The following is a 12,841-nucleotide window of genomic DNA, read 5'->3' on the forward strand; positions in this document are numbered from 1 at the left end:
CGGGGGATCTCATGAACAGACGCGAATTCACCAAGCTCGGCCTGCTCGCTGGCGCAGTCGGCATCGGCGGGATCCCGCTCGGCGTTACACGCGCGGTTGGACAAACCCGCGGCGGAACGCTCAACACCATCATTCAGCCGGAGCCGCCGATCCTGGTCACCGCGCTCAACCAGCAGCAGCCGACGCTGACCTTGGGCGGCAAGATCTACGAGAGCTTGCTGCGCTACGATTTCGATCTCAAGCCGCTGCCGGGCCTGGCGCAGTCCTGGGAAGTGTCGCCCGACAAGCTGACCTACACCTTCAAGCTGTTCCCCAACATCACCTTCCATGACGGCACGCCGCTGACTTCGGAAGACGTGGTGTTCTCGATCACCAAGATTCTGATGGAGAACCACGCGCGGGCGCGCAACACCTTCTCGCGCATCGACAAGGCCGAGGCGCCGGACCCGCTCACCGTGGTCTTCACCTTGAAGAAGCCGTTCGCACCATTCCTGACCGCGTTCGATTGCACCACGGCGCCGATCGTGCCGAAGCACATCTACGAGGGCACCGACTATCGCAAGAATCCGGCCAATGCGAAGGCGATCGGCTCCGGTCCGTTCAAACTGAAAGAGTGGGTGCGCGGTTCGCACGTCCATCTCGTCAGACACGAAGGCTATTATCGTCCGAACGAACCGGTTCTCGACGAGATCATCTACCGCGTAATCCCGGATTCCGCCTCGCGCTCGGTGGCGCTGGAGCAGGGAACGGTCCAACTCACGCAGTGGACCGACGTCGAACTGTTCGAGGTGCCGCGGCTGTCGAAGTTGCCCAACCTGACAATGACGACCAAGGGCTACGAGTTCTTCGCGCCGCATACATGGTTGGAGATCAATAACCGGATCGCGCCGATGAACGACAAGCGGTTCCGGCAGGCGGTGATGTATGCGATCGACCGCAAGGCGCTGCTGAACCGGATCTATTTCGGCCTCGGCAAGGTCGCGACCGGTCCGGTGTCGTCGAAGACGAAGTTCTACGAAAAGGACGTCAAGAAGTACGACTTCTCGCCGGAGAAGGCGAAGGCGTTGCTCGACGAGATGGGGCTGAAGCCTGGCCCGGACGGCAAGCGCGTGACGATTCCCTTCCTGGTGCCGCCGTATGGCGAGACGCATCAGCGCACCGCCGAGTTCCTGCGCCAGTCGCTCGCTCGCGTCGGCATCGATCTTCAGTTGCAGGGAATCGACGTCGCCGGCTGGGCCGAAAAGTTCAGCAACTGGGATTTTTCGATGACCACCACCACGGTCTATCAGTTCGGTGATCCAGCGCTCGGCGTGTCGCGGAGCTACGTCTCCACCAACATCCGCAAGGGCATCCTGTTTTCCAACACCTGCGGCTATTCCAATCCGGAAGTCGATCGGCTGTTCGAGGAAGCGGCGGTGGCGACGACCGACGACAAGCGCCAGGAGCACTACAGCGCGCTTCAGAAGATCATGGTCGAGGAGGTTCCGGTCGCCTGGTTGCTGGAAATCGATTACCCGAACCTCATGGATAAGCGACTGAAGAACGTGATCACGACGGCGATCGGTGTGCATGACACCTTCGGCACGGTTTCGTTCGGATGAGAGCGCTAGCCCTGTCAATCACCGGCAGCCGCGGCGTGGCGATCGCGATTGCGATCGCCCAGTGGTTGGTGCGGTTCGTCGCGGTGGTCCTGGTGATCGCCACGTTCAACTTCGTGCTGGTGCATGCAGCGCCAGGAGATCCCGCACAGGTGATGGCCGGGCAGAGTGGGTCGGCCGACGAACAGATGCTGGCCCAGCTTCGCGCCGAGTACGGCCTGGACAAGCCGTACCCGGTGCAACTCGCGATCTACCTGAAGCGGATCGTGACGCTGGATCTCGGCTATTCCTATCGGCAGCAGCGCAGCGTGCTGTCGCTGATCGCCGAGCGCCTGCCGGCGACTCTGCTGCTGACCTGCAGCGCGTTCCTGCTGTCGCTCGTTGCTGGTGTCTCGCTCGGCACTTTGGCCGGCGTGCGCGCTGGGAAATGGTCGGACACTGCGCTGACGATCATCTCCCTGTTTCTCTACGCGATGCCCGTGTTCTGGCTCGGCCTGATGCTGGTGTTGCTGTTCTCTGTGAAGCTCGATTGGCTGCCGGCGTTCGGTTATGTCAGCATCGGTGTGCCGATGACGCCATTCGAACGTGTCGTGGACATCGCGGCCCATATGGTGCTGCCCGTCGTGTCGCTCGGTTCCGTGCTGATGGCGATCTATGCGCGACTGATGCGTTCCGCGATCATCGACGTCGCGCACCAGGATTTCATCAAGACCGCGCGCGCCAAGGGACTGAAGCGCGGCCAGATCATCTTCCGCCACATGCTTCGCAACGCGGTGCTGCCGGTGGTCACCGTTGCCGGCATGCAGGCCGGCACGCTGGTGGGCGGCTCGGTGGTGATCGAAACGGTGTTCGCCTGGCCCGGGCTCGGCCGGCTGACCTTCGATTCCGTGTTGCAGCGCGACTATCCGCTGATGCTCGGAATCTTCTTGGTGATGTCGGTGATCGTGATCGTGCTGAACTTCCTCACCGACACGATCTACCGGATCGTCGATCCGCGCGTATCGCTGCGCGCGGCGTCCTGAGCGGAGGGTGGGATGGAGAGGTTGAAGACGTTCCTGCGTCACCCGACCGGCATGATCGGACTGGTGATCTTGATGGCCGTGGTGGTCCTCGCGGTGTTGGCGCCGACGCTGTTCCCGGACGATCCGTGGGAGATGGTGGCGGCCCCGTTCCAGCCTCCGGCCAGCGAGGGGTTACCTCTCGGCTCGGACATGCTGGGCCGTAGCGTTGCGGCCGGCATAGCTTATGGCGCGCGGGTTTCGTTGACCATCGGCGTCGCATCGACGCTCGCGGCGTTGTGCATCGGTGTCACGATCGGTGCGATTGCCGGTTACTTCGGTGGCAAGGTCGACGATCTGATGATGCGCATCACCGAGCTGTTCCAGACCATTCCCGGTTTCGTTCTTGCGATCCTGCTGGTGGCCACCATCGGACCGACGCTCACCAACGTCATCATCTCGATCGGTGCAGTGAGCTGGCCGCCGTTGGCGCGGCTGACGCGGGCGGAATTCATGCGGCTGCGGGGACGCGAATTCGTCCAGGCTGCTGTGTGCCAGGGACAGGCGCCCATGGTGGTGGCACTGCGCCACATTCTGCCCAACGCGATTTCGCCGATCATCGTCACCGGATCGCTGACGATCGCGACCGCGATCCTGATCGAGAGCGCGCTCAGCTTCATGGGGCTGGGCGATCCCAATCTGATGTCGTGGGGGTTGATGATCGGCGCATCGCGCACGGTGATCCGTCAGGCGTGGTGGATGAGCATGTTTCCAGGCATCGCCATCGTGCTGACTGTGCTGGCGATCAATCTGGTCGGTGAGGGGCTCAACGATACCCTGAACCCGCGTATCTCGCGAAAGGCGCGCAAAGCATGAACGACGATATCCTGCTGGCCGTCGAGAATCTGTCGGTGGCGCTGCCGAAGGGCGGTGACCGTGGTCACGCAGTCGCGGACGTGTCGCTCAGCGTGCGGCGGAACGAGATCGTCTGCCTGGTCGGGGAATCCGGCTCGGGCAAGTCGATCACCGCCCATGCCGTGCTCGGGCTGTTGCCGTCCAACCTGTCGATCGGCGGCGGGGCCATCCGGTTCCGTGGCGCCGACATCGCACATGCGGACGAAGGCACGATGCGCGGCCTGCGCGGCGGCGCGATCTCGATGATCTTTCAGGAACCGCTGAGCGCGCTCAATCCGCTGGCGCGGGTCGGTGATCAGATCGCCGAAGCGATCGTGACCCACGCCAGTCCACGGCCGAGCCGCGCCGAGCTCGATGCGCGTGTGCTCGAGCTGATCGCTGCGGTCGGGCTGCCGGAGCCGGCGACCCTGGTCCGCAGCTATCCGTTCCAGCTCTCCGGCGGTCAGCGCCAGCGGGTGATGATCGCGATGGCGATGTCGAACAATCCGGCGCTGCTGCTTGCCGATGAGCCGACTACCGCACTCGACGTCACCACGCAGAAGCAGATCTTGGCATTGATCCGCCGGCTGCAGGCCGAGCGCGGCATGGGCGTATTGTTCATCACCCACGATTTCGGCGTCGTCGCCGACATCGCCGATCGGGTGGTGGTGATGCGGGGCGGCCGCGTCGTCGAGCAAGGCAGCGTCGACGAGGTGCTGCGACGGCCGAAGGACGATTACACCAAAGCGCTGATCGCGGCGGTGCCCGGCTCGCGTCCGGCCGCCGAACGGGATCGTCACCTCGACGGCGAGCCGCTGCTCGACGCCCGTGGGCTGAACAAGACCTTCGTCACTGCGCAGGGGCTGTTCCGGCCGCATCGCACGGTGCCGGCGGTGCGCGATGTCGCGCTCAGCCTGCGCCCGCGCGAGACCGTCGCGGTGGTCGGCGAATCCGGCTCCGGCAAATCGACGCTCGGCCGCATCATCATGCGTCTGGTCGAGCCGGACGCGGGCGCCGTCGAGTTCGCAGGCATGGACTTCCTCCAGCTTCGCGGCAGTCAGCTGCGAGCGATGCGGCGCAAGGTCCAGATCGTGTTCCAGGACCCGTTCGCCGCGCTCGACCCGCGGCAGAAAGTCGGCGACGCGATTGCGCGCGGACCCATGGCCTACGGCGTGCCTCCGGCGGAGGCGATCGCAGATGCCAAACGCCTGCTGGCGCGCGTCGGGCTGGAGGCCAGTGCGGCCGAGCGCTATCCGCACGAATTCTCCGGTGGTCAGCGCCAGCGCATCTGCATCGCGCGCGCCCTGGCGCTGAAGCCGATGGTGCTGGTCGCCGACGAGGCGGTGTCGGCGCTCGACGTGTCTGTGCAGGCGCAAATCCTCGACCTGCTGGCGGAGCTGCGCGAGGAAATGAACCTTGCGATGCTGTTCATCACCCACGATCTGCGGGTCGCGGCGGAGATTGCCGACCGCATCGTGGTGATGCGCCGCGGCGAAATCGTCGAGCAGGGTGATACCAAATCGGTGTTCACCTCGCCGCAGCACCCCTACACTCGGGCGCTGCTGGACGCCATTCCAGGCCGCAGCCTGTTCGCGGGCCCCGAGGCGGCGGCGACGCTGGACGTGATGACGGCATAATCGCGCGTGTGTGTCTGCGGGCAGCGGAGCTTGCTGGCAGACAAAACCGCGATCACGAATCCAACAGGGAACCAAGCATGCGCGATTTTCACAAGACCGGCCGCTCGCTCGCGGTCGCGCAGAACGGCATGGCGGCGACGTCGCATCCGCGTGCGACCCTGGCGGCGATCGACATTCTGCGCCGCGGCGGCAATGCGATCGACGCCGCCGTGGCCGCAGTCGCGATCCAGGGCGTTGTCGAGCCGCAGATGACCGGCATCGGTGGTGATTGCTTCGCGCTGGTGGCGCTGGGCGGCGGCCGGCCGATCGCGCTGAACGGCTCCGGCCGCACCCCGGCCGGCACTGATGCGGAGAAATATGCGGGCGGCGAAGCGCGCGACATTCCGCCGACATCGCCCGAGGCCGTTACCATTCCGGGCGCGATCGATGCGTGGTGTACGTTGATCGAACGCCACGGCAGCCTGCCGCTGGCAGACGTGCTGGCGCCGGCGATCGAGGCCGCCGAGCAAGGCTTCTGCGTCACGCCGCGCGTTGCTTCCGACTGGCGCCGGTTTCGCGCGCGCGTCGAGATCGACCCGAACGCGGCGGCGCAGTTTCTGCCCGGCGGCCGCGTCCCTGAGATCGGCGATGTTCGCGCCCAACCGCGTCTCGGGGCGACGCTGCGCAAGATCGCACGCGAGGGCCGCGCCGGCTTCTACGAGGGCGAAGTTGCCGAAGAGATGGTCGCTGTGCTGCGGAAGCTCGGCGGCGCGCACAGCATGGATGATTTTGCAGCGCATCGCTGCGAGCATGTGACGCCGATCTCAGCCGATTATCGCGGCTTCACCGTGATGGAATGTCCGCCGAACGGGCAGGGGCTCGCGGCGCTGATGATCCTGCGTGTGCTCGAAGGCTTCGACGTCGGCAAGCTGAACGACGCCGACCGGATTCATCTGCTCGCGGAGGCGACCAAGGCGGCTTATGCGACCCGTGATGCGTATTTCTGCGATCCGGCGATCACTCCGCTCGAGCCCGCGCGGTTCTTGTCGGACGCGGTGATTAGCAAGATCCGGCAAGCAATCAGCATGGATCGCGCCGGTGAGGCGCAGCCGTGGCTCGACACCGAACATCGCGACACGGTCTATGTCACCGTGGTCGACCGCGATCTGAACGCGGTGTCGCTGATCAACTCGATCTTCTCGCCGTTCGGCAGCGGTATCTACGCGCCGAATTCGGGCGTGCTGCTGCACAATCGCGGCTGGAGCTTCCGTGCCAAGCCGGGCCATCCCAACTCGCTGGCGCCTCGTAAGCGGCCGATGCACACGATCATTCCCGGCATGCTGATGCAGGGCGATGAGGCGGTGATGCCGTTCGGCGTGATGGGCGGCCATTATCAGGCCGCCGGGCACGCGAACTTCCTTTCCAACGTGCTCGACCTCGGTCTCGACATTCAGGCTGCCGCAGAACGACCGCGGAGCTTCTGCTTCGACGGAGAGCTGACGCTCGAGACCACGATCAGCCGAGACGTCCACGATGAGATGCTGCGCCGCGGCCACACCGTGCGCTGGGCCGAGCAAGCGATCGGCGGCTGCCAGGCGATCCGGATCGATCGTGCGCGTGGCGTTCTGCTCGGTGCGTCCGACCATCGCAAGGACGGCGTCGCACTCGGATACTGAGACCAGCGAGGTAGGGACCGCGATCGGCCCCATAGCCTTTCGGGGCTGACGGACATACAGCGGCCCGATTTATTCAATCGGGCCGCATCGGTCCCGCATTGTCTCGACCCAATTTCCGCCCAGAAAAGCCATGATTTCTGAGCATTCGGCACGGGTGCAGGCGGGGCGTCTTGATGCGACGCCCGGCCATGCTGAGCCGCGCGTCGGAGGCGATGGGTTGGAATGCGAATTTTCTCGAAGATCGCGATCTGCGCGGCCGCATCGGCTGTGATCGCACTTGCCCCCGGCGCGGCCGATGCGCGGGGCTGGGACACCGTGCATCGCTTCGTGCACAGGACAGGCAAGTGCGGTGCGGGCAAAGAGGTGCTGGCGTCGCTGTATACGATCGGTACGCGGACGAGCAGCGGCGAACCGATGAACCATGACGGTCTGACCGCGGCCTCCCACGAATATCCCCTCGGCACCACCGTCGTGGTCACCAACCCGGCGAATGGTCGAAGCTGCAGCATTCGGGTCAACGACCGCGGCCCCTACGGCAAGCCGCGAGATCTCGGCGTGAAGATCGACTTCACCCTCGGCTCAGCACGGTGCCTCGGCATGCGCAGCACGCAGTATGTCTGCCTGCCGGGGGAGGAGCCGGTCGAGATCGCCGGCATACCGCTGGTAATCGATGGCAATACGGTCGAAATCAGCGGCAGGAAAATTCGGCTGCAGGGGATCGACGCGCCGGAAACGGACCAGATTTGCGTCGACGAGAAGGGCACAGGCTGGACCTGCGGTCTTGCCGCGCGTGACGAACTCGCCAAGCGCTTCGGCGACAAGCCATGGACCTGCCAGGTGGCGGGGCACGACAAATACGGCCGGTCGCTCGGAAGCTGCGCCGTGAAGGAGGAGAGCGTCGAAGAATGGATGGTGCGCTCCGGCTGGGCCGTATCGCTCGTTCGCACGGCCCGCACCTATGAGGCCGCCGAAGTCATCGCCCGGGACGCGCAATCCGGCCTGTGGTCAGGCGCTTTCATCATGCCGTCCGATTGGCGGAATCGAAACCAGAAGACCACCATCGTCGGGGTCGCCAACGTGCCGAGCAGCGCGCTGGAAATCCTGCGCGGCACAGCATCTGTTGCCGAAGCGCCGTCGCCGGAATGCGCCATCAAGGGGACTATCGCCAAGGGCGGCCAATGCACTTACCAGCAGCCAGGCAGTCGTCTCTACGCGAAGCTGAAGATGGGCCCGGGCAAGCGCTGGTTCTGCAGCGTCAAGGAAGCCGAGGGGGCGGGGTGCCGGGCCGTCAAGAAGTGAGCCGTCCCTAACCGGTCGGGCTTTTATTGCTTGAAGGCTTAGCGGTCTCCAACTCGGGGGACTGCAACCCTCGGCAGGGTATTTCTGAGGGCGTTCAGCAGGATTCCGATCGTCGTGCCGTTGTGCAGGACGGCGGTGGTGATCGGTGCCAGCACGCCCATTGCTGCGAGCCCGAGGATCGTGGTGTTGAGGCCCACCGTCAGTTTGTAGTTGCTGGCGATCCGCGCCATCGCGCGATTGGCAAGTTCCTTGGCGTCCGCGACGCGGTCGACGCCGTCTTCGAGCAGGGCGATGTCGGCGGTGAGCCGCGCGATGTCCGCCCCCTTGTGCATGGCGATGCCGACATGGGCGCCGGCCAGCGCCGGCGCGTCGTTGATGCCGTCGCCGACGAACGCAATCTTGGCGCCCTTGGCATTCAGGTCGGCGATGATTGCGGCCTTGTCGGTCGGCAGCAGCTCGGCATGAAAGCCGTCGAGCCCGAGCTCTTGCGCCATTTCGGCGGCGCGGTCGCGGTGATCGCCGGTCAGCAGCAGAATGCGCTTGGCGCCGGCGCGGCGCAGCCGTGCGATGGTCGCGGCGCTGGTCGGGCGGACCGTGTCTTTCAGTCCGAGGACGCCGAGCAGACGGCCGCCGAAGCCGATGAACAGCAGCGTCTTGCCTTCGCGATACAGACGATCGATCGGATCTCGATAGGGCGCGATATCGACGCCTTCGTCCTCTTCGACGAAATGGCGCGAGCCGACGACGATGCGCTCACCATTGATGACGCTGGCGACGCCGTGGGCCACGATGAATTCGACCTCCGCATGATCGAAATGATGGCCGTGCCGCGCCTTGGCGGCATTCACGACTGCGAGTGCCAAGGGATGGAAGTAGTGTTCTTCGACCGAGGCGGCCATGTAGATCAGGTCGTCGGCACTGTAGGCGGAGTCGAAGGTGATCGAGTCCGTCACCTCCAAGGTGCCGCTGGTTAGCGTTCCAGTTTTGTCGAAGATGAAGGTGTCGGCCTGGGCGAGGCGTTCGAGCGCGCTCGCGCCCTTGACCAGAATGCCGATCCGGCCGGCGTGATACATCGCGGATTTGAACGCGACCGGCGTCGCCAGCTTCAGTGCGCAGGAATAGTCCGCCTGCAGCACCGAGGCGGCCGAGCGCCAGTCGCCGGTGAGCAGAACGGAGAAGCCGGCGAGCTTCAGCACGGTGGGCACCAGTCGATCGGCGAGGCGAGCGGCCTCGATCTGTGCCTCGCTTTTCGCGGTCAGCGATTGTTCGACATAGTCGGCGATCCGCGCGGCGGCGGTCCGGCGACCGACCTGCTCGGCATAGATCGTCAGGCGACCGTCCTCCAGCATGGTGCCGGACAGAACCTTGCAGCCGCGGCTCTTGACGACCGGCGCGCTCTCGCCGGTCATCGCCGCCTCATTGACGGTGGCTTCGCCGGACAGAACTGTGCCGTCGACCGGAACGACCGCGCCGGCGCCGACCACCACGGCATCACCGGCCGCCACCGCGTCGGCGGAGATCTGAACTTCGACGCCGTCGCGCAGAACCCAGACGCCGTCGCCGGTCGGGCGCAGCAGGTGTTTGAGCAGATCGTCGGAGCGGCGGGCGATGGAGTCTTCGATCGCTTCGCCGAGCGCCAGGATGAACGTCGTGGTGTTGGCGGCGACGAAGTCGGAGCGCGCCAGCGAGATCGACACCGCCATCGCCTCCAGCACGTGGCTGGTGACGCCATGGGTTCGAAGATCGGCCGCCGCGTGACGTAGCAGCGGCAGCGCGGCGGCGAGGCTGACGGGGAGGCGAGCCGGCATCGGCAGCGTGCTGGTCCCGAGCAGAACGGCGAGTGTCGCGGCGACGTCCGAACCGCCGTCGTCGTTTCGCGGATTTGTGACTGCCTCCGATGCCCCAAGGCCCGCAATCGTCGCGACGATGGTGTCGGAGTCTGTGTGGGCCGGATCGAAACAGACGATCAGCGACGCGGCGCGCGGATTGACGCGCGCCGACGTCACGCCGTCGATCAGCCTTACGATGCCGGCGAGGAGAGCGGCGTCGGATGTCTTGGAGCGGCGCCGATAGCGCAGGCGGATGCGGCCGGGCAGGCGGTGAACGACCTCGACTGCCGACAGCCACCGGTTATCGGTCATACGGTGCCGCTCTGCTCGGCCTCGACTTCCGCACTGAGGTCGGCGAACTGTTCCTTCAGCTCGGCGACGCTTCCCATCATATTGGCGTAGGCTTTGATCGCGCCCTTGAACAGCTTGCTGCGTAGTTCCTCTTCGGAGAGCACGTAGGCCGCGAGGCCGCCGATCAGCAGTCCGAGCAGAAACTGCTCGTTGCGGCCTTTGGGCAGCAGCCCGCCGAGATTGCCGAGCATTCCTTGCCGCTGGCGGTTGCCGGCGAGGGTGAGTTGTCCGGCGAGCAACTGCTCGATCTCGCGACGCTTCAGGCCCTTGCCGCGCTTTCCCTTCTTCTTAGCCAAGTCCAATCTCCTCGGAAGTTTCGGTCGCGGCCGCCAATTCGGTCGCCAAGAGAGTTTCCAGAGCCAGGGCGCCGAGCGCCCCGCCAGCGAGCGCGCTGAGTGCGCCGAAATAGTCCTGGTCGCGCATGCTTTCGGCGACGGCTGCGCCGGCCGCCAGCGCCACGCCGCCCTGCAACGCCTGGCGCAGCAGTTTGCGGCCATGAGGCTTACCGGAGGTGCGGCTGTCCTGGATTGCGGCGAGCAGGCCCGCGGCGATCATGCCGCGAGTGAAGTTGGTAGTGATTTCCTCAGCAGCGAGCGGCGCCGCGCGTGCTTTCGCCTTACGCTTTTTCATTCGGGGCAGTCTCGTCGGCGGACGGGGCTGGTGTGATCTCTGCTGCCGCCGCGTTCGGCGCAGCGTCGGTCGCTGCTTCGTTACCATCCGTGGTGGTCGACAGTTTCGACCGGAGCGCGGCGCTGGATTTCTCGACAGCGCTGAGGCCGGAGACGGTCGCCTCGCGCAGTTCCTCGCCGGCCTTGTCCAGTCCGCTGCGGGCTTTCTGGGCAAACGATTTAACGGCTTCCGGCGCTTTGGCCTGCTTCAGCAGGTGCACGCCGACGACGCCCACAAGAATACCGGACGCAAATCGCAGAAGTGGGAGCATGATGAAATCCTTCCGAACTATGAGCCGGCCAACAGGCCGTGCAGATTGTTGCGCAGCGTTTCGCCCTCCGGCGTCGTGTCGCCCGAGACGAAGTCGCGCCAGGCGGAGGGCGGAATTCCGGATGGGTCGTATTCGACCACGCAGGATCGCGCGAGCGGGTTCAGGCTGATCGAGCGGATGCCGTCCATCTTCGCCAGCGCTTTGCCGAACCGCTTCGCTTCGTCCGCCATCGCGATCAGCTCGCCGTCGAGCGGGACCTTCAGTTTGAGGCGGATGCGACCGGGCAGGTGGTGCGCAATCTCGAGGTGATGCGTGAAGCGCAGAAGGCCTGCGGCGGAAGCTTCAGACACGGACGACCTAACGGAATGTGCGGCGCCAATGCACCGCGAGGTGGGTGAGGGTCGCCGCGATGGCGACGATGCCCATCTGAGCATGCAGTTTGCGGCTGACGCCGAGTGCCGCGACGGTGCCGGCCATGCCGGCGAGCGCGCCGATTTTGGCGACGCGATTGATCGTCGACCGGGTCTGTGCCCGGCGCCGCAGACGGGCGATTGGGTCGGTGGCCGCGACCTCAGCATCGGCGGCTGGCGGATTCTGCGGCCCATCTGACGCCATCGTGGGCCACATCGCTGCGACCTCGGCACGGATGCGCGCTTCCATCTCCGTATCGGCTGGATCATACCGCAGCAGGAACGAGCCGACGGCCGGATTGCCATCCACCGCGACCAGCGCGCGCAGCTTATCGTCGAGTGCGGCATAACGGGAGCGGTCCCGCAGCATGCGATGCCGTAACCGAATTCGCCCCGGCAGGACTGAGACGAAGGCTGCAGCGGGATCGTTCGGTCGCGTCATCGCCGCACCGAATTTTGCTGACGCGCGTCAAAGCCGTTCGGTGCAATTGCCCCGGGGTGAGAGCGAAGCCTGGGGCGGCTGGGCTGACAGTTGGTGATGCAAATACCGTCGCCGCTGGTCTCGGATCGATAGCTGGCAGACAAAGTGAATCCTTCAGGTCACCCGAGCCAGAACCTTCCGTTGCCCGACGACCCTACCGAAGGGCTGCTCAGGTCGTAGAGTGCGGCGCTCGAATAGCGAGCCTACTGCTCATGACTATCAGCTTTGATCGTGGCGGCGGGAGCTTTCCTTGATGCACGTCAAATATCGAGGTGCCGGCGCTAACCATCCCGACGACGGCGCTTGGGTCATCCGAATCCGGATGCTCCGGTTACTCGGTTCAGCCTGTCCGTCTTGCTGCGGGGGCTGCCTCTTGAAGCGCGAGCAAACGGGTGCGGCTCATGTCGAACAACCGCACCATGCGAATCCGCAGTTTGTCGAGATCGCCGACGGTGCCTTGCTGTCGCGCCAGCGTCTCGAACTGTTCAGCCGTCGCAGCGAGCGACAACGCGCCGACGATCCGGCCCGAGCTCTTGATGGTGTGGGCCGGCATTACCGCATCCTCGATCCGACCGCCCTCGAGCGCGGTTTTGATCGCAGCGAGATATTCGGCCGTGTCGTTGATGAAGAACGTCACCAGCGTGTCGAACCGATGCATCGCGCTACGGGTGGTCTCGTAGACGGTCAGGTCGATGATTGCGACGCTGGGTTCTGCGGCCCGCTCAGCTGGTGCAGATGGGGGCGTGGGA

The 12,841-nt window shown here is 65.2% G+C and carries 13 protein-coding genes; 6 read left to right on the plus strand and 7 right to left on the minus strand.

The features are described 5' to 3' along the window. Positions 1-11 precede the first annotated feature (11 nt). The 6 genes from DY468_RS02395 (at position 12) to DY468_RS02420 (ending at position 8,081) form a co-directional block, all read left to right on the plus strand. A complete protein-coding gene (locus DY468_RS02395; protein WP_164602032.1) occupies positions 12-1,601 on the plus strand; it encodes an ABC transporter substrate-binding protein in 1,590 nt (529 codons plus the stop codon). Then, entirely contained in the window at positions 1,598-2,620 is a 1,023-nt protein-coding gene (locus tag DY468_RS02400; protein ID WP_164602034.1) for an ABC transporter permease, read from the plus strand. Before DY468_RS02395 ends, DY468_RS02400 begins: the two co-directional genes overlap by 4 nt. A 12-nt stretch (positions 2,621-2,632) precedes the next feature. After that, the gene (locus tag DY468_RS02405; RefSeq protein WP_164602036.1) at positions 2,633-3,472 is read left to right on the plus strand and encodes an ABC transporter permease; all 840 of its coding nucleotides are present in this window, start codon (positions 2,633-2,635) and stop codon (positions 3,470-3,472) included. After that, positions 3,469-5,127 (plus strand): ABC transporter ATP-binding protein, encoded by a 1,659-nt coding sequence (locus DY468_RS02410; protein ID WP_164602038.1) that lies wholly within the window; start codon positions 3,469-3,471, stop codon positions 5,125-5,127. The genes DY468_RS02405 and DY468_RS02410 overlap by 4 nt, the downstream gene beginning before the upstream one ends. A gap of 77 nt (positions 5,128-5,204) precedes the next feature. Continuing rightward, positions 5,205-6,782, plus strand: coding sequence for a gamma-glutamyltransferase (gene ggt / locus DY468_RS02415; protein WP_164602040.1), 1,578 nt, complete (start codon positions 5,205-5,207; stop codon positions 6,780-6,782). A 267-nt stretch (positions 6,783-7,049) separates the two neighbouring features. Continuing rightward, positions 7,050-8,081, plus strand: coding sequence for a thermonuclease family protein (locus DY468_RS02420; protein WP_349644233.1), 1,032 nt, complete (start codon positions 7,050-7,052; stop codon positions 8,079-8,081). A 38-nt stretch (positions 8,082-8,119) separates the two neighbouring features. Here DY468_RS02420 and DY468_RS02425 read toward each other — a convergent pair whose 3' ends face one another. The 7 genes from DY468_RS02425 to DY468_RS02455 form a co-directional block, all read right to left on the minus strand. Then, positions 8,120-10,222 carry a heavy metal translocating P-type ATPase gene (locus DY468_RS02425; protein ID WP_164602044.1) on the minus strand — a complete coding sequence of 701 codons (2,103 nt, stop codon included), beginning with the start codon at positions 10,220-10,222 and terminating at the stop codon, positions 8,120-8,122. Next, positions 10,219-10,557: a hypothetical protein gene (locus tag DY468_RS02430; protein WP_011157887.1), complete on the minus strand. Its 339-nt coding sequence runs from the start codon at positions 10,555-10,557 to the stop codon at positions 10,219-10,221. The genes DY468_RS02425 and DY468_RS02430 overlap by 4 nt, the downstream gene beginning before the upstream one ends. Next, positions 10,550-10,891, minus strand: a complete 342-nt coding sequence (locus tag DY468_RS02435) for a hypothetical protein (RefSeq protein WP_164602045.1) — start codon at positions 10,889-10,891, stop codon at positions 10,550-10,552. The genes DY468_RS02430 and DY468_RS02435 overlap by 8 nt, the downstream gene beginning before the upstream one ends. After that, entirely contained in the window at positions 10,878-11,201 is a 324-nt protein-coding gene (locus tag DY468_RS02440) for a hypothetical protein (RefSeq protein ID WP_164602047.1), read from the minus strand. The genes DY468_RS02435 and DY468_RS02440 overlap by 14 nt, the downstream gene beginning before the upstream one ends. Positions 11,202-11,218: 17 nt before the next feature. After that, complete coding sequence (locus DY468_RS02445) at positions 11,219-11,551, minus strand: HMA2 domain-containing protein (RefSeq protein ID WP_164602049.1); 333 nt, start codon at positions 11,549-11,551, stop codon at positions 11,219-11,221. 7 nt (positions 11,552-11,558) lie between these two features. Then, positions 11,559-11,981, minus strand: a complete 423-nt coding sequence (locus tag DY468_RS02450; RefSeq protein ID WP_246700856.1) for a hypothetical protein — start codon at positions 11,979-11,981, stop codon at positions 11,559-11,561. Positions 11,982-12,432: 451 nt separating this feature from the next. Beyond that, positions 12,433-12,841: Hpt domain-containing protein (locus DY468_RS02455; RefSeq protein WP_164602054.1), on the minus strand; the 409-nt coding region annotated here is incomplete at its 5' end.

It is taken from the genome of Rhodopseudomonas sp. BR0M22 (assembly GCF_010907035.1).
GTDB lineage: Bacteria > Pseudomonadota > Alphaproteobacteria > Rhizobiales > Xanthobacteraceae > Rhodopseudomonas.